The sequence below is a fragment of the Gordonia sp. 34D genome (assembly GCF_056682775.1).
This window is the reverse complement of sequence record NZ_CM155293.1, coordinates 3,263,809-3,280,791: the sequence shown is the minus strand read 5'-3', so window position 1 is coordinate 3,280,791 and position 16,983 is coordinate 3,263,809. Positions and strand designations below refer to the sequence as shown.

At 63.4% G+C, this 16,983-nt stretch carries 16 protein-coding genes; 7 read left to right on the top strand and 9 right to left on the bottom strand.

What is annotated here, in order from left to right:
• Nucleotides 1-86 precede the first annotated feature (86 nt).
• Both AC1L34_RS15205 and AC1L34_RS15200 read left to right on the top strand, forming a co-directional pair.
• Entirely contained in the window at nucleotides 87-1,913 is a 1,827-nt protein-coding gene (locus tag AC1L34_RS15205; RefSeq protein WP_424293361.1) for an acyl-CoA dehydrogenase, read from the top strand.
• Between the two features lie 297 nt (nucleotides 1,914-2,210).
• Nucleotides 2,211-2,492, top strand: a complete 282-nt coding sequence (locus AC1L34_RS15200; protein WP_424322306.1) for a hypothetical protein — start codon at nucleotides 2,211-2,213, stop codon at nucleotides 2,490-2,492.
• A gap of 87 nt (nucleotides 2,493-2,579) precedes the next feature.
• Here AC1L34_RS15200 and AC1L34_RS15195 read toward each other — a convergent pair whose 3' ends face one another.
• A complete protein-coding gene (locus tag AC1L34_RS15195; protein ID WP_480034880.1) occupies nucleotides 2,580-2,960 on the bottom strand; it encodes a helix-turn-helix domain-containing protein in 381 nt (126 codons plus the stop codon).
• A 59-nt stretch (nucleotides 2,961-3,019) separates the two neighbouring features.
• Entirely contained in the window at nucleotides 3,020-3,538 is a 519-nt protein-coding gene (locus AC1L34_RS15190; protein ID WP_480034879.1) for a glycine cleavage system transcriptional repressor, read from the bottom strand.
• 450 nt (nucleotides 3,539-3,988) lie between these two features.
• Here AC1L34_RS15190 and AC1L34_RS15185 point away from each other — a divergent pair, with 450 nt between their 5' ends.
• Both AC1L34_RS15185 and AC1L34_RS15180 read left to right on the top strand, forming a co-directional pair.
• Nucleotides 3,989-4,483 (top strand): MaoC family dehydratase, encoded by a 495-nt coding sequence (locus tag AC1L34_RS15185; protein WP_424323381.1) that lies wholly within the window; start codon nucleotides 3,989-3,991, stop codon nucleotides 4,481-4,483.
• Nucleotides 4,484-4,541: 58 nt separating this feature from the next.
• The gene (locus AC1L34_RS15180; RefSeq protein WP_480034878.1) at nucleotides 4,542-6,221 is read left to right on the top strand and encodes a PHA/PHB synthase family protein; all 1,680 of its coding nucleotides are present in this window, start codon (nucleotides 4,542-4,544) and stop codon (nucleotides 6,219-6,221) included.
• An 83-nt stretch (nucleotides 6,222-6,304) separates the two neighbouring features.
• On the opposite strand, the gene AC1L34_RS15175 is transcribed toward AC1L34_RS15180, so the two are convergent.
• The 3 genes from AC1L34_RS15175 to AC1L34_RS15165 form a co-directional block, all read right to left on the bottom strand.
• A complete protein-coding gene (locus AC1L34_RS15175; protein WP_424294324.1) occupies nucleotides 6,305-7,081 on the bottom strand; it encodes an SDR family NAD(P)-dependent oxidoreductase in 777 nt (258 codons plus the stop codon).
• A 47-nt stretch (nucleotides 7,082-7,128) separates the two neighbouring features.
• Nucleotides 7,129-8,817 carry a VanW family protein gene (locus tag AC1L34_RS15170; RefSeq protein ID WP_424294325.1) on the bottom strand — a complete coding sequence of 563 codons (1,689 nt, stop codon included), beginning with the start codon at nucleotides 8,815-8,817 and terminating at the stop codon, nucleotides 7,129-7,131.
• A 212-nt stretch (nucleotides 8,818-9,029) separates the two neighbouring features.
• The gene (locus AC1L34_RS15165; RefSeq protein WP_424294326.1) at nucleotides 9,030-10,337 is read right to left on the bottom strand and encodes an acetyl-CoA C-acetyltransferase; all 1,308 of its coding nucleotides are present in this window, start codon (nucleotides 10,335-10,337) and stop codon (nucleotides 9,030-9,032) included.
• A gap of 239 nt (nucleotides 10,338-10,576) precedes the next feature.
• On the opposite strand from AC1L34_RS15165, the gene AC1L34_RS15160 reads away from it, so the two are divergent.
• The 3 genes from AC1L34_RS15160 to AC1L34_RS15150 all read left to right on the top strand — a co-directional run bounded on the left by AC1L34_RS15160 (nucleotide 10,577) and on the right by AC1L34_RS15150 (nucleotide 13,484).
• Nucleotides 10,577-11,938 (top strand): 3-oxoacyl-ACP reductase, encoded by a 1,362-nt coding sequence (locus AC1L34_RS15160; RefSeq protein WP_424294327.1) that lies wholly within the window; start codon nucleotides 10,577-10,579, stop codon nucleotides 11,936-11,938.
• Nucleotides 11,938-12,840 (top strand): MaoC/PaaZ C-terminal domain-containing protein, encoded by a 903-nt coding sequence (locus AC1L34_RS15155; RefSeq protein WP_424294328.1) that lies wholly within the window; start codon nucleotides 11,938-11,940, stop codon nucleotides 12,838-12,840. The genes AC1L34_RS15160 and AC1L34_RS15155 overlap by 1 nt, the downstream gene beginning before the upstream one ends.
• Before the next feature lie 98 nt (nucleotides 12,841-12,938).
• On the top strand, nucleotides 12,939-13,484 hold the full coding sequence (locus AC1L34_RS15150; RefSeq protein WP_424294329.1) for a ferritin: 546 nt from the start codon (nucleotides 12,939-12,941) through the stop codon (nucleotides 13,482-13,484).
• A gap of 43 nt (nucleotides 13,485-13,527) precedes the next feature.
• On the opposite strand, the gene AC1L34_RS15145 is transcribed toward AC1L34_RS15150, so the two are convergent.
• From AC1L34_RS15145 to AC1L34_RS15130, 4 genes are read right to left on the bottom strand one after another with little or no spacing between them, the layout of a single operon-like run.
• A complete protein-coding gene (locus AC1L34_RS15145) occupies nucleotides 13,528-14,493 on the bottom strand; it encodes a DUF5926 family protein (RefSeq protein WP_424294330.1) in 966 nt (321 codons plus the stop codon).
• A gap of 33 nt (nucleotides 14,494-14,526) precedes the next feature.
• Complete coding sequence (locus AC1L34_RS15140) at nucleotides 14,527-15,315, bottom strand: glycerophosphodiester phosphodiesterase (RefSeq protein ID WP_424321968.1); 789 nt, start codon at nucleotides 15,313-15,315, stop codon at nucleotides 14,527-14,529.
• The gene (locus tag AC1L34_RS15135; RefSeq protein ID WP_424294476.1) at nucleotides 15,312-16,304 is read right to left on the bottom strand and encodes a DUF4328 domain-containing protein; all 993 of its coding nucleotides are present in this window, start codon (nucleotides 16,302-16,304) and stop codon (nucleotides 15,312-15,314) included. Before AC1L34_RS15135 ends, AC1L34_RS15140 begins: the two co-directional genes overlap by 4 nt.
• Nucleotides 16,304-16,654, bottom strand: coding sequence for a rhodanese-like domain-containing protein (locus tag AC1L34_RS15130; RefSeq protein WP_424294478.1), 351 nt, complete (start codon nucleotides 16,652-16,654; stop codon nucleotides 16,304-16,306). Before AC1L34_RS15130 ends, AC1L34_RS15135 begins: the two co-directional genes overlap by 1 nt.
• Between the last annotated feature and the right edge of the window lie 329 nt (nucleotides 16,655-16,983).

The window sequence follows — 16,983 nt, the reverse complement described above, 5'->3', positions numbered from 1 at the left end:
CCACGAGTTGACGACGGTATCGTGTCAAGGGTTACCGGCAAGTAACTTAGCCGGACGACCACTTAGAACTGCGAGTTAGGAAAATCATGGGCCATTACAAGTCCAACCTGCGCGACCTGCACTTCAACCTCTTCGAGATGTACGAGCTCGACAAGGTGCTCGCGTCCGGCGAGTTCGGCGACCTCGATCACGACACCGCCGTCGACATGCTGCGCGAAGTGAAGAACCTCTCCGAAGGCGTGATCGCGGATTCGTTCGCGGACGCCGACCGCAATCCGCCGGTCTTCGACGCCGACGCTCACACCGTCACCATCCCCGAGTCGTTCGCGAAGAGCTACCACGCCTTCATCGACGGCGGCTGGGACAAGGTTGGCATCGACGAAGAACTCGGTGGCCTCCCCGCACCGCGCTCGCTGTACTGGGCAATGGGCGAAATGGTCCTCGGCGCCAACCCGCCCGTCTTCATGTACGCCGCGGGCTCTGGCTTCGCGAACATCTTCTACGACAACGGCACCGACGAGCAGAAGAAGTGGGCTGCCATCTGCGCCGAGCGCGGCTGGGGCGCCACCATGGTGCTGACCGAACCCGACGCCGGTTCGGACGTTGGCGCAGGCACCACCAAGGCCGTCAAGCAGGAAGACGGCACCTGGCACATCGAGGGTGTGAAGCGCTTCATCACCTCGGCCGACCAGGACATGACCGAGAACATCTTCCACCTCGTTCTCGCTCGCCCCGAAGGTGCTGGCCCCGGCACCAAGGGACTGTCGTTGTTCTTCGTCCCGAAGTTCCACTTCGATCACGAGACCGGCGAACTCGGCGACCGCAACGGCGCATTCGTCACCAACGTCGAGCACAAGATGGGCATCAAGGCGTCGTCGACCTGCGAAGTCAGCTTCGGCATCCACGGCACCCCGGCCGTCGGCTGGCTCGTCGGCGAGGTCCACTCGGGCATCGGCCAGATGTTTGACGTCATCGAGCACGCTCGCATGATGGTTGGCACCAAAGCCATCTCGACGCTGTCGACCGGCTACCTGAACGCCCTTGAGTACGCCAAGGAGCGTGTCCAGGGTGCTGATATGACCCAGATGACGGACAAGGCCGCCCCGCGCGTCACCATCACGCACCACCCGGACGTTCGTCGCGCACTGATGACCCAGAAGGTGTATGCAGAAGGTCTGCGTGCGGTGTACCTGTACACCGCGTCGCACCAGGACCCGGTGTCCGCGAACATCGTTTCGGGCGCCGACGCCGAGATGGCACACAAGGTCAACGACCTGCTGCTCCCGATCGTCAAGGGTGTTGGTTCCGAGCGCGCCTACGAGAAGCTGACCGAGTCGCTCCAGACCTTCGGTGGGTCGGGATTCCTGCAGGATTACCCGATCGAGCAGTACATCCGCGACTCGAAGATCGACTCGCTGTACGAGGGCACCACTGCCATCCAGGCGCAGGACTTCTTCTTCCGCAAGATCATTCGCGACAAGGGCGCTGCGCTGGGTCACATCGCCGGCCAGATCCAGGACTTCATCGACAACGGCCAGGGCTTTGACGCTGAGCGCGCGCTGCTGAAGACCGCCAACGAGGATGTTCAGGCAATGGCCGCCAAGCTGACCGGCTGGCTAATGTCCGCGCAGGAAGACCCGAAGAAGCTCTACCTCATCGGAACCGCCTCGGTGCGCTTCCTGATGGCCGTCGGCGACCTCCTGATCGGCTGGCTGCTGCTTCGCCAGGCTTCCGTCGCCCAGGCTGCGCTGAACGCTGGCGCTTCCGGTGACGACAAGGCCTTCTACGAGGGCAAGGTTGCCTCGGGCGTCTTCTTCGCGAAGAACATGCTCCCGCTGCTGACCTCGGTTCGCCAGGTCATCGACCACAACGTCGACAACGACATCATGGAACTCGACGTCGCCGCATTCTGATCGAAGTGATTCAGCGCCCCACCGCATCGCGGTGGGGCGCTGTACCGTTTGAAGGGTGCGACCTCGCCGCCTTGCGCACGCTTCATCCTGTCTCGCTGTTTCGACGGCGAGCTGATTATCTCGGAAGCTGACATGGCACACCCCCTCCAGGGCGGCAGGACCAACTCCAACTATGAGATCCGCGGCAGAAGTCGGCCCGGGTGATCGACGTCACCCAGACAGTTAGCACTCGTCGTGCTAACTTGTTAACGTAAGCGCGGATCACCCGAACCGCACCTTCCAACCAAGGAGAACACCATGGCCGCACAGAGCGCCGCAAACAAGGTCACCGACGCCATCGACACCTCCACCAAGCAGGTCGAAGAAGTTCAGGCCGCACTTCTGACCACTGCCAAGCAGAGCGCACTCGCATCGATCGACATCTACGAGAAGTCGGTCGGCACCGTTCTCGAGTTCCAGAACAAGTTCGTGGGCAGCACCGGCTTCGCCGCCATCGACGATTTCGTCGCCGCGCAGACCAAGCTGATCGGCGACCTCAACGCCACCGGCGTCACCGCCGCCCGCTCGGTCCTCGCGTAACAGCACCGAGCTTCGACGTCGCGACGTCGCACACACCGAACGGCGCGCACCCACCACGGGTGCGCGCCGTTCGCGTTCAGATCGACGTCAGTCGTCGACCTTCGCCGACCCGCGTCGCCGATTGGCGATGGTGAGTTCGGCGAAGGTCTCGTACATCTCTTCCAAGGCGTCACGCTGAGCACGCGTGAGATCCGGATCCCGCCGAATCGCGGAGACCACCTCCGACCGCCCCTCTTGATCCGACTTCCGGGTCGACGCCGCCACCGAATCCGCCGATAGGTGCAGCTTATCGGCGATGGCTTCGAGCACCCGGTCGCTGGGCTCGCGAAGGTTCCGCTCGATCTGGGACAGGTACGGATTCGAGATCCCGACCATCTCGGCGAGCTTGCGCATAGGCATCGCCGTCAGCTCGCGCTGAGTCCTGATGAGCTCACCCAGCGACAGCGGCTGGAAGTCCCTGTCGTTCATGGGCCAATGATATCGAGGCGCGGCAACCCGTGGCCTAACGCACCACAGACAGTCGGACTTCAGTCGTCCGCGATACCCAGATCCACCAGCAGCTCCTCGGCGATGCGCTCGAGGTCCGCACGGATCGCCGCGGCGTCGACATCCGGCGGAATCAGCACCTCCATCTGTGCCTCGAAGAGCATCCCTCCGGCCATCGGGGCCTCGCGCGTCCCGGTGGTCATCTTCTCGATCGAGACACCGCTCGCACTGAGCGCAGCGGACAGCTCGTGAACGATGCCCGGCCGATCGTTGCCCAACACCCCGATCGCGAGCGAGGTCCACTCGCCCGCACGGACCGCCGCATTGCCGGCGGAATGCACATCGACTTCGAGGAGTCCCTCGAGATTGGTGACGGCGGCGATGAGCGCCCCGGATCGATCCTGCGGCACAGTGACCACCACGATCCCGGCGAACTTTCCGGCGAGCTGGGCCAGCTGACTACGTTCCCAGTTACCCCCGTTCGCCGCGATGGCGTCGGCCAACGCCGAGACCAGTCCGGGACGATCGTCACCGATCACCGACATCACTAGGTTTCGCATGGATGAAGCGTATCCCGACCGACCGATGATCCGCATCGGTCGGCGAATTCGTGCGTCGCACAGCACTTTTCGCGACTCTCCCTAATCGCAATTGAAAGCGCTCGATTAAAAGGAAAGAAATTACGAGACTTTCTCTAGAGAACCCTACTTGCGAGTACCTATAGATCTACTCGCGAGTAGGACGCTAGGTGTGCCGCAATTGGCGCACACGCCCCACATATCTGACCCGTGAGCAGCGCAGATGACGATCTGATTTCATCAGTCAGATACCTCACATAACCTGGCGCCCGGCATTTAAATCACCTAGATTGAATTCATCAGGTCGAGTATTCGTCGAATATTCCAAGCCCCCCGGAAGGGCAGTCGGAAGCATATTTTCGCCGACCTGAATTCCATTCGCGCACATATGCGAATAGTCGATATCTGTCGGATCTTTAATGTTAGGACAATGTGACCAACTCAGGCGACAACCTCACTCCCACCGCGAATCGGAAGCTCCGTATCGACGAACTCCCGTCACTGACAGGTCAGGAACTCGGTACGTCGAAGCGCATCCGCATCACTCAGGAGCAGGTGAATGCATTCGCCGACGCCACCGGCGATCACCAGTGGATTCATGTCGACCCAGAGCGGGCAAAGGACGGCCCGTTCGGGACCACCATCGCGCACGGATACCTCACGCTGTCGCTGACCGTCCCGCTGTTCTGGGACCTCCTCGACGTCGGCGACGCCGCTCAGGTCATCAACTACGGGCTCAACAAGGTGCGCTTCCCCGCCCCCGTTCCAGTCGGTTCTGAAGTGAGCGCCTCGGCGCGAGTCCTCAGCGTCGACGAGGTGCCCGGAGGGTGGCAGCTCACCGCCGCGCTGACGTTCACCGCCGAGGGTGTGGAACGACCGGTGTGCGTTGCCGAGATGATCATGCGCTACCTCGGCGACATCGGCTGACCACACGCCTCCGACGCCCTCCCCGTACATCCGCGAACCACTACCAGCGAAGCAGGAAATGAAGAACTCTCTCGTTAACCGACTCAGCGCCGAGATCGATCCCGTCGGATTTCTGGAGGCGACTATCCGCACCGTCGGCGCGTCGGCCAAGAACCCGCAAGGCATCGCCCGTGTCACCGGCGAGTTCGCCTCACGTGTGAGCCGGATCCCCGGCGCCGCGACGCGCGTGACTTTCGGACTCGGCGACGCTCCCCGATGCCCGGAATCGGCGCGCGACCGACGATTCTCCGATGCCGTATGGCACGAGAACCCCGCGTATTACACGATCGTCGAGAGCTACTTCGCCGCCCGCAGCTATGCTCTCGATCTCATCGACCTCGCTGGCGACGACGCCGCGACTACCGCCAAGGCCCGGGCGTTCGTCGAGATGGTGTGGGATGCGTGGTCTCCCTACAACTCACCCTTCACGAATCCGAATGTCCTGATCAAGGCCATCACTACCGGCGGCAAGTCGCTGGTCCGCGGCGCACAGCACGCACTGTCCGATGTGGCTACCCGCAACGGAAAGCCGCTCCGCGTCGACATGGACGCCTTCACCGTGGGCGAGAACATGGCCTGCACCCCGGGCCAGGTGGTCTACCGGAACGAGTTGATGGAGCTCATCCAGTACGCGCCGCAGACCGACGAGGTTCACGCGGTGCCGATGCTGGCCAGCCCACCCTGGATCAACAAGTACTACGTGATGGATCTGGCTCCGGGGCGGAGCCTCATCGAGTGGGCCGTCCAGCACGGACGCACGGTGTTCGCGATCTCGTACCGCAACCCCGACGCGAGCATGAGTTCGGTGAGCTTCGACGACTACCTCGAGCTCGGCATCCGATCTGCCCTCGACGTGATTCAAGAGATCACCGGAGCCCCCAAAGTAGATCTGACGGCGGTCTGCCTCGGTGGCGCGATGTCGGCGATCGCAGCCGGCACCGGCGACGAGCGCATTGGTGACCTGACGTTGATCAACACCCTCCTTGACTACTCCGATCCCGGTCAGCTCGGCCTGATGACTGATCCGGACACCCTCGACAAACTCGAGACGCTGATGGCCAAACGCGGTTATCTGCCCGGGTCGTCGATGGCCGACACCTTCGACATCCTGCGCGCCAACGACCTGATCTTCGACTATTGGGTGTCACGCTGGATGCTCGGCGAGGAGCCACCGGCATTCGATCTGCTCGCGTGGAACGAAGATGCGACCAACATGCCCGCAACGATGCACATCCAATACCTGCGCCAGCTGTACGCGGAGAATCTGCTCGCCAAGGGCGAGTTCGAGATCTGTGGCGAGCCCGTCGATCTCCGCGCGTTCTCGGGCGAGGTCTACGTGGTCGGCGCGATCAACGATCATGTGGTCCCGTGGACATCGTCGTATGCTGGCGCCCGATTGTTCGGTGACGGCGTCCGCTATGTTCAGTCGAACGGCGGGCACATCGCCGGGATCGTGAACCCACCCAACAAGCGGAGCTGGACGGCAGCCGTGGGCGATCCCGAGTCGCCGAAGCAGGAGGTCATGCCTGCCGATCCCAACGCGTGGCGCGAGGCCGCGACCGTCCAGGAGAACTCCTGGTGGGAGGACTGGGTCCGCTGGTACACCCCGCGCGCCGGTGAGCTGCAGGCGCCGCCGACGATGGGCAGCGCGGCCAATCCGCCGCTGACAGCCGCTCCCGGCACCTACGTTCTGAGCTGAGCGAGAACTGCCCCACCGCAGACGAAACGGCGCGAACCTCCGAGAGGTTCGCGCCGTTCGATTCTGTCTGCGGTTCCGATCCGCTACTTCGGTGGCATCCGGATGCCGCCGTCGACGCGGACGACCTCGGCGTTCATGTAAGAGTTCGTGATGAGCTCCTCGACCATCGATGCCAGCTCGTCCGGCACGCCGAGGCGCTTCGGGAACAGGACCGACTCGCCCAGCTTGGCCTTGAAGGCCTCCGACTCGGGGCCCGAACCGTAGATCGGGGTGTCGATGAGTCCGGGTGCGATGCAGTTGACGCGAATGCCGGAAGCTGACAGGTCACGTGCGACGGGCAGGGTCATGCCGACAACGCCGCCCTTCGACGACGAGTACGCAGCCTGGCCGATCTGGCCGTCGAAGGCCGCGACCGAAGCGAGGTTGACGATCGCACCGCGTTCGCCGTTCTCGTTGGGCTCATTGCGGCTCATGGCGGTGGCCGACAGGCGAACGCTATCGAAGGTGCCGATCAGGTTGATCGCGATGACCTTCTTGTACAGGTCCAGGTTGTGCGCCGAAGCGAACTCGCCATCCTTGCCGATGGTGCGCTGTGCCCAGCCGATACCGGCCGAGTTGACGACGGCCTTCAGCGGGCCAAGCTCGACAGCCTTGGCGATGGCTGCCTCAATCTGGGCGGTGTCGGTGACGTCGACGGCAACGAAAGCGCCACCGATCTCCTTGGCCAGGGCTTCGCCGTCTTCGGCCTTGAGGTCGGCGATGACGACCTTGGCACCGCGGGCTGCGAGCCGGCGTGCCGAAGCCGCACCGATACCCGACGCACCGCCGGTCACAATTGCACTTGCTCCATTAATATCCATGACCGCGAGCTTATCGCGGGGTGACAGCGAGCACAGCAGGGGGTTCCCTACCGGCAGCGGACAATCGGCTCAGCCGCATACTTCACCGTGCGGGTATGCCGGTACGTCTCTCGACCGGTCTTAATACTGCGGATAATTCGCGTATCCGACGCGGTAAATCCGCCCTGTCCGCTGCTGGGAACGCAGTTGTCAGAAGCGGCGACGTCGACTGTCGTTGGTGATGTGGGATCGGTCCGCGCCCCGGTCACGGACTCGACTTCCACCGTCTTGGTGCTCCACATGCGGACGGTCACCTCCGACGGACTCCACGACGTATCAATGACGATCCCGTACGGGGTGTTGTTCTTGAACTGCAGGTCAATCAGTCCTTCAAAGACCGTCGCCTCTCGAGCCTCCGGATACCGGGAGATGTAGTAGGCGTGCTCGGTGTGCGCCACGTCTTCCAAGCCCGCGAAGTACGCCGCGTTGTAGAGGGTCGTGGCGAACTGCGAGATACCGCCGCCAACGGCCTTCGAGGGCCGCCCGTGGTCGATAATCCCGGACTCCACGTAACCCTGAGCAGATCCCCGCGGGCCGGTGTACCCGTTGAGCGAGAACGTCTGACCTGGCAATACCAGCGCCCCGTTGACCTGTTGGGCGACAAGGCGAATGTTCTCGCCAGACGGACCGCTGAAGCCGCCGGTGGTGAATTCGGAAACAACCTCGTTGACGCCCAACTTCTTCGCCCGCTTGGTGTCGACCTTCGGTTTGGTGACGGTGTATGCCACCTCGCCCGACCGCTTGTCGGGTGCCACGGAAAGTGCGGCAATTGAGTCGGCCGTCGCCGCCCAGTTCACTGACGCACCTTCGGTGGATCCAATAACCGTGGGCTTTCCGCCGGTCAGCCTGAACGAGGCATTAACCGGCGCCGATTCGGTTTTTGCGGCGCGATCCCCCAGCAGGGCCTTGGCATTCTTCGGATCGACATGCGGTTTCAGCCCGCCCTTGCCGTCCGGAACAAAGCTGACCAGGGCGCCAGCCTCGCGGGCCGAAACGATGACTCGAGAACCGCGCCCGGCGAGCGGAATCGGCGATGCGGTGACGTGCTGCGCCGGTCCGTCGAGCACCGCTTGAACCGTCTCCGCGGAAACAGTGGGCGAGAACGGTTCCATCTCCAGGGTGATGGGGTGCCCACTGAGCCAGCTGTCGGCGATGGTCTGCTTCGCGGCCTCACGCTGAATCCGCAAGCCCTTCGACGGGAAGTCGCCGACTGCTGTGAGACCGTCGTAATGGACGCCTCCTTCGACGGCCGCCTTCTCCAGTTCTGACCGGTTGGCGTCGAGAGCGGCGTTGAACTTGGCGTCGTCGAGGACAACAACCGGAGCCACCGCGCGTTTGATCCCGACCATCCCGAGGAGCCTGTCCCACGGATTACGCGGCTGATCCAACAGCCGCTCAAGCGTCCCGTCGACATCAAAAGCCGCACCGAGTTGATCCGGGTCGATACGTACGGAGCCGGAATTCGTCTGCACCAGCACAGGTGCGTGCGAGGCGACGGTGAGGGCTTGGAGCTTCGCGCGCGCTTGATCCTTGTCGAGGTTTCCGAGATCGAACTCGGCGATCTGCGCGCCGCGCGCGGTATGACCGTTGGTCATGATCGCGTCGATTCCGAAGACGACACCGACGAATAAGACAGCGCCGAGGAGACCGCGAACGATCCACCTGCGCACGTCGGAACGATCGTCGGGAGGGGTCACAACTATTTAATCCTAGCGGGAATGAATCGCTCCAGCTGTACCGCCGGGTCGGGGGTCTGGCGGTTCAGCTGGAGCTACTCGGTATATAGGTGAGACCGTAACTGGCGTTACACATCTTGTGAAATCTTTTTGAGAATTCTCGCCAGATCCACAAAAGCCCCGGTCAGCGCTATTAATCAGCAGCATTGACCGGGGCTTTTGGATGCGGTGAGCTAGCCTTCGACGATCGCGGTGACGCCCTGGCCGCCCGCGGCACAAATCGAAACAAGGGCACGACCGCCACCGTTAGCCTGAATTTGCTTAGCGGCCTGCGCAATGATGCGGCCACCGGTCGCAGCGAACGGGTGACCTGCCGCCAGCGACGAGCCGTTGACGTTGAGCTTCGCGCGGTCGATGGAACCCAGCGCCCCCTTCAAGCCGAGACGCTCGGTGCAGTACTCTTCCGACTCCCACGCCTGCAGCGTGCAGAGCACCACCGAAGCGAAGGCCTCGTGGATCTCGTAGAAGTCGAAGTCCTGCAGGGTCAGGCCGTTGCGCTCGAGCAGTCGGGGCACCGCGTAGGTGGGAGCCATCAGCAGGCCATCGGGCCCGTTCACGTAGTCGACGGCTGCGGTCTCGGTGTCGCGGAGGTAGGCCAGGACAGGCAGTTTATGCTCGGCGGCCCACTCGTCGGTCGACAGCAGAACGGTCGACGCACCGTCGGTCAGCGGCGTTGAGTTGCCCGCGGTCATGGTGGCGTCGCCAAGCCCAACGCCGAAGACCGGCTTGAGGGTGGCGAGCTTTTCGACCGAGGAGTTGGGGCGCAGGTTCTCGTCGCGGGTGAGGCCCATGAACGGGGTGATGAGGTCGTCGAAGAAGCCGCGCTCGTAGGCAGCACCCATTTTCTGGTGGCTGGCGGCAGCCAGTTCGTCCTGGTCGGCGCGGGCGATGCCAAATTCCTTGGCGGTAATGGCGGCGTGATCGCCCATCGACATGCCGGTGCGTGGCTCACCGTTGCGGGGGATCTCGATACCCAGCTTCGACACCAGGCCGAGGGCGGCCTTGATGCGCTCGGGTGTCGACTTCGCGCGGTTCACTTCGAGCATCTGGCGACGCATGGCCTCGGAGACACCGATCGGTGCATCGGATGTGGTGTCGACGCCGCCGCCGACTGCCGAGTCGTAGCGACCGTTGGCAATGCCATCGGCAACGATCTGGATGGCCTGCAGGCCGGTACCGCACGCCTGCTGCACGTCCATGGCGGGCGTGTAATGCGACAGCGATGAGCCGAGCACCGACTCGCGGATCAGGTTGAAGTCACGCGAGTGCTTCAGGACGGCACCGCCGGCGACCATGCCGAGCTGCTCACCCTGAAGGTTGAAACGACTCACCAGGCCCTGCAGGGCTGCGGTGAACATGTCCTGATTGCTGGCGCTGGCGTATGCGCGGTCCTGGCGAGCAAACGGGATGCGGTTGCCACCGAGGATGGCGACCGGACGCTGCTGGCGGGTTTCCGGCTTGCGGGGCGTGTACGAGGCCACGAGCTACTCCTGGAATTTGATTATGTCGAGTGACCGACATTTCTTACATGTCGACAGGATCGACCTTGAGAGTATTCTTACTCACGAGTAAGTTCATTGTCGACCCCTGAGGCCTGCGGCACTTGTCACAGTCGCGCGGACTACAAAACCGCAGCGGCTCGCGCTTAAGGTCTCAGGCAGGACCGGTAGCTTCGCGGCACCGGAAGCACGTTTTCAATCGACCACACAAGGAGACTGTCGTGGCAGGCAACACCGATCTGTATTCGTCCATCGTCAACAGCGGCCCCGGCGCGTTCATCGCCTCGCGCGTTGGCCTCCCGCAGCCCCCGACCCTGCGGCGCTACTCGGCTAGCCAGCCCGCCCTGGGCGGCCCGGTAATCCTCGGCGGCAGCGGCCGCCTCGTCGAACCGATCCGCGAAATCCTCACTGCCGGTGACGATTACACACTTGTCGAGAACAACGCTGGCAGTCGCGGCGCGGACAAGCTGGGTGCCGTGGTCTTCGACGCGACGGGCATCACCTCGCCCGCCGAACTCGAACAGCTCTTCGAGTTCTTCGGTCCGCAGATGCGTTCGGCAGGCAACTCGGCACGCTTTGTGGTGCTGGGCACCACGCCCGAATTGACCAAAGACCCCAACGAGCACGTCGCCCAGCGCGCCCTCGAAGGTTTCACTCGCTCGCTCGGCAAGGAACTCCGCAACGGAGCAACCGCGCAGCTGGTCTACGTTTCCCCCAAGGCCAAGGCTGGCCTGTCCGGCCTGGAGTCGACCCTGCGTTTCCTACTCTCGGCGAAGTCGACGTATGTCGACGCCCAGGTGATTCGCGTCGGCGACGCCGAGGCTGCCGCCGTGGAGAGCTGGGACAAGCCCCTCGCGGGCAAGGTTGCCCTCGTCACCGGTGCCGCTCGCGGCATCGGTGCCACCATTGCTGAGGTTTTGGCACGCGATGGTGCCCACGTCATCGTCGCCGACATCCCGGCCGCCGGCGAAGCCCTCAGCGAGACCGCAAACAAGGTCGGGGGTACCGCGCTTCCCCTCGACGTGACCGCTGAAGACGCAGGCACCAAGGTTGCCGACCACGTTCTGGAACGCCACGGCGGCCTCGACATCATCGTCAACAACGCAGGCATTACGCGCGACAAGCTGCTCGCCAACATGGACGACGCCCGCTGGAACTCGGTCATCGCCGTGAACTTGATCGCACCGCAGACGCTGGTCAACGTGCTCATCGAGCGCAAGGCACTCCGCAAGGGCGGCTCGGTTATCGACGTCTCGTCGATCGCCGGTATCGCCGGTAACCGCGGCCAAACCAACTACGGCACCTCGAAGGCTGGCGTCATCGGCCTCGTTGATACGTACGCCCCGATCCTCGCCAAGTCGGGCATCACCATTAACGCCGTCGCCCCCGGTTTCATTGAGACCGCAATGACCGCTGCAATCCCTCTCGCCACCCGCGAGGTTGGTCGCCGGATGAACTCGCTGCAGCAGGGTGGCCAGACCATCGACGTTGCCGAGACCGTTGCGTACTTTGCGAGCCCGGCGAGCAACGCGGTGACCGGCAACGTTGTCCGCGTCTGCGGTCAGAGCCTCCTGGGTGCGTGATGAGTAAGACCATCACCCTGAAGTCGCTGCCGTCGTCGGGCCAGCTGTATCCGAAGATCGTGAGCGCCATGCTCCCGGTCATCGGTAAGCCCGCCACCATCAGCGCCGACGCCAAGATTCCAGACACGGTTTTCCGGATCGAGAACTTGCGCGTGGACCCGGCACAGTTGAAGGACTACTGCCGGGCCACCGGCATGCAGTTCGGGACGCAAGTACCGTTGACGTACCTGTTTGTGTTGCAGTTCCCACTGGTGATGAGCGTGTTGGCTGCGTCGGACTTCCCGATGGGTGCCATCGGCTCGGTGCACGTCGAGAACAAGATCGAGCGGTTCCGCGAGATCGGCGTCGACGAGCCGTTGACGATCTCAACGCACGCGGAAAACCTGCGCGAGCACCGCAAGGGCATGTTTGTCGACCTGATTTCGGAGTTTCACGTTGGCCGCGAGCTCGTCGCTCGTCAAACGTGCACGTTCCTTAAGCAGCAGCGCACCAGCCTGTCGGGCGGCGAACGCGGCCCAGCCCCGAAGGACGTGACGCCTCCACCCCCCGACCGGGTGGTTCGCGTCGACTTGGGTTTGATTCGCCAGTACGCTGCGGCGTCCGGCGACCGCAATCCGATCCACATGGCCGATCTGACCGCGAAGGCCTTTGGCTTCAACGCGGCTATCGCCCACGGCATGTGGAGTGCCGCGGCAGTCTTGGCAAACGTGGAAGCCCAGCTTCCCGCCGCCGTCGACTACTCGGTCCGGTTCGGCAAGCCCATCCTGCTGCCCGCCACGTTGAACATGTACACCACGAAGGTCGACGGTGGTTCGGGTGACTTCAGCGGATTCGACCTGTCGATCCTCAACCGCCGCAAGGGCTACCCGCACCTGACGGCAACGCTGCGCCCCATCAAGTAGGCGTCGCGAACGCAAGCGCGCTGTCCCGCAAGGGGCAGCGCGCTTTTGTTATTCGTACGCGGCATTCGGCCATTCCAGATCGCCTCTACACTCTCTCCATGACCGAAACGCCGCACACGTCGTTCCAGCAGCTGTTGCACGATCAGATCAGCAACGAATTCTCCGCCTCCCAGCAGTACATTGCCGTCGCCGTCTACTACGACAGCCACGACATGCCGCAGCTCGCGAAGCATTTCTACCGTCAGTCAGTGGAAGAGCGTAACCACGCGATGATGATTACCCAGTACTTTTTGGACCGCGATCTGGCAGTTGAAATCTCGGCGGCGAGCGCCCCCACAACCACGTTCGCCGATTTCCGGGAGCCCATCAAACTGGCCCTCGCCCAGGAAAAGCAGGTCACCGAGCAGATCGTCGCATTGGCGAAGGCGGCCCGCGACAGCGGCGATTACTTGGGTGAGCAGTTTATGCAGTGGTTCCTGAAAGAGCAGGTTGAGGAAGTCGCAACCATCACCACGTTGCAGACCATTGCCGAACGCTCCAACGGCAACATTTTCGACCTCGAAGCGTTCGTCGAACGCGAGGTCAATTCGGCAGCGGGCAACGTCGATCCCAACGAACCAGCTGCGGCGGGCGGCAACCTGTAGCGATCGCCGCCAGCCGCAACTGTAGAACGCAAAGCTCGATTCGCTAACGCAGCGTGACTTGCCGCCCGGTGATACCGGCGCGCGAGCCACGCTGCGTTGCTGTCAGATCCGAGGTATCGGCCAGCGCTTCGGCTAGGTGCCCATCTAGCGTCTCGACGGCGGCGTGCCACTCTTCATGGTGTGCTTCCGGGTCGACGTCGAACACGGGAACGATGAGTCCGTGTGTCCGGAACGACCCGGCAAATTTCGACCCCTCCCCCAACGTCAGGTGGCCTGCGGCATGGACGCGGGCCAGGGCGTTCATCAGATCGTCCTCGTCCTCCGGGCGCACCCAACGCAGGTGGGCACGATCGCCGGCGTTGACCCACCACGGGGCGCCGACACCGCTGGAGGGGAACAGTCGTGCCGTCGGCATGATGGAGTCGTTGGCGCGCTCCAACATCTCCGCCAGTTCATTCCGCGCCGCATTGTCGTCGGCGAACCACCAGTCAAAATTCTCGTAGACGACGATCTCGAGATCAGCATCCGGGTCGATGATCTGTCCGAGACTGAATTCGGCGGGCTCCCCGGTGTACTTGTCGCCTTCCTTCGCTGCGGCTGCCCAGGTGAGCGCTGCGGTGAGGGATCCAACGAGATCGCTCGGCTCGGGGTTGGTCTGCAGGGCCACCAGGCCCTGCGTCACCATCCCGTCGGAATCGCCTGCGACGGCACCCTTTTCACCCATGACGGCGGCCTTGCGACGGCGGACATCCGCTGGCACAGCGCCCGGCAGAATGGTTACCAGGTCGGCTTCGTGCGCGGCGTCGAAGCCCTTCGCAAAGGGCACCTGGGCGGTCGCCGAAGCAATGAACGAACGCATCGCCACTAGATCGCATTCGGATTTCAGTCCCCGGAAGGGGCGAACAGGTGCCGCCAACGAGGTGGCTTGGCGAATCTTGCGTGCCGCTACTCGCTCAGCACGGTTGCTTCCCGGACGCGGGCCGCTGCCCCGCTTGCTCTTCTTTGCCATGGGACTAGCTTCTCATCTGAGAGCCCCACAACGTCAGTCAACGGTCACGAGCCAGTCGCGAACTTTGGCCGGATAGTTGGTCGCCAACCAACGGACTCCCAGGTCGGCGCACAGTTGGACGTCTTCCTGACTGTCGACTGTCCAGACGTATGTGACACGCCCGGCGGCGGCCGCTCGATCTACCAAATCGGGGTGCAGCCGCAGCGTCTCGATCGACGGTCCGACGCCGGTGGCACCGACGGCGGTCGCCGCCGTGCCGCCAATGAGGCGGGCCGTATCACCGAGCAGAATGGTCGGCAGCATCGGCGCCGTGCGTCGTACGCGCCACACTCCGGCGGCCGAGAACGAGATTACGACGGCCCGCGAATGATCGGCAGACGGCGGCGATCCGACCCCGAACTCCCGCAGGAGTTCCATCAACTTCAATTCGACGAGGCTGCCGACGCGCACCGGGTGCTTGGTCTCAATGAACAGTCGGACCGGCCGATGCCAGTCCAGAGTCATCGTCAATAGCTCGCGCAGCGTCAGGACAGATGCCGGCTTGCCGCTGGAATGCCACGACCCGAAGTCGTGTTCCTGCAACTGCGACAGCGTCATCTCGCTGACCACACCAACCCCGTCCGAGGTTCGGTCGATGGTGCGATCGTGGACACACACGAGTTCTTCGTCGGCGGTCAGACGAACATCGCATTCCAGACCGTCGGCCCCCTGCGAGAGCGCAAGGTCGTAGGCGGCCAGGGTGTGCTCGGCGAGTTCACCCGACGCGCCACGGTGGGCGACGACGGCTGGCTTGCCGGAACGGGAAATTCCACTCGGGCTCACGCGATCACCATTCGTCGTTCGGGGCGGCTATTGCGGGTGGAGCCGTCGAAGATCGTCACCAGGCGTGGTGCCACCCAGTGCGCGAAGACGGCAGAGACAGCGAGCGACAAGGTGGTGATGGCGAGGCCGTCCGCGCTCACCTGTACGGAGTCACTGAACAACGAGCCGATCCGGTAGGCGAGTGCGAGGAGCGCCAAGAAATTCACAACCGCCCAAGCGAGGGCGATCCGCTTGATCCGTTCAACCGACTTCAGCGTTTCACCGGCACCCGCGGATTCGCCATCACACATCGCTGCTTCGGTTAGCAGCAGCGGCGCGCCAACGACGTTCACCAGCGGGATTGCCGACAGCAGCACTTGCCCGCGCGTCGAGCGTGGATCGAGGCGGTTGGCGGTCGCGAAAGTCTGCGCCCGCTCAGCCAGCAGCCAGCGAACAAAGGCGTAGAGCGCAAACAGCATGCCGACGACGGCGCACACTCCGAAGACGAGCACTGCGGCCCCGGTTAAGAGGTCGAGCCACATCGGAATCGGCGTCGAGCGGTTGACGACGGCAACGATGTACCGGATCAGATGCGCTACGGCCGCCCCACCCAGCATGTACGTCGTGAGCGCGAAAGCCCGCGTTAAGGCCGCCTTAGGCTCGGTCGTCGGACTTTGTGGGCCTTCTGCCGCGGCGGGAACCGAATCGGACAGCCCCCAGCGGGGCACCGTCCGGTACGACGGCGTCGGTAATGCCGCCGTCTTGCGCGCTGGGCGCGGCGACGGTCGTGCTTCGGCGGGCCGGTCGGCGATCCATCGGAGGTTGGGGCGGGGCGCGAGTCGGCGCGCTTGCTGCTGGTGCGACTGGCCACGTTGTGGCGGTACCGCTGTGGGAGCGAGAGCCCGGCCCGCCTGATCAACAACCTGCAGCGGTCCGCCGCAGCGCGGGCAGGCGGCCCGGCCGGGGCGGTGCGGTGCCTGGATTCGGCAGGACGGACACACGTCGAGCATCAGGCGCCGTCGCTCCCGTACATGCCTTCGGTTCCGGTATCGAACGGCTTGTCGGCCAACTGCCACGACACCATTCCACCGCGAACCACCGTGACTGCGATACCGCGCATGGCGAGGTACTGGGCGAGGCGGAACGACCGACCGCTGGTGCGGCAAATGACGAGGAGTTCGGCGTCCAGATCAATTTCGTCGATCCGCGCTGGTACGTCGTCGAGCGGAATGTGGAGGGCACCGCGAACGTGGGCTTCCTGCCATTCGTCATTCTCTCGAACGTCCAGAAGCACCTGGTCGACGATTCCCTTGAAGTCGTCGGGAAGGTCGGCAACATCTACCGTTTCGATTCCGTCCATGCTCATCGGTTCCATAGTCCCACAACCCCCGAATCGGCACAGGATTCCCATCTCGGGTTTCCGGGTTGCGTGAGGTTTGCTCGGAGCGGTTTGCGCTACCACAGCGGCGGTCGCCACAACACCCGGTACTCACTATGTAAGTATGCATACTTTTATGCACAGCTGGTGAGATGACATTCAATCCACAGTTACCCACAGCTCGAGCAAGCCCTGTGGACAGTCCTGTGGATTTGTGGATAAGCAGAGGAAAACGCGCAAATTTGTGTGTCGGGCGTCTCAATTGGGGTTCCCGTTGTCCTGATTTTTACCCTTAGTCCGCACTACCGAAG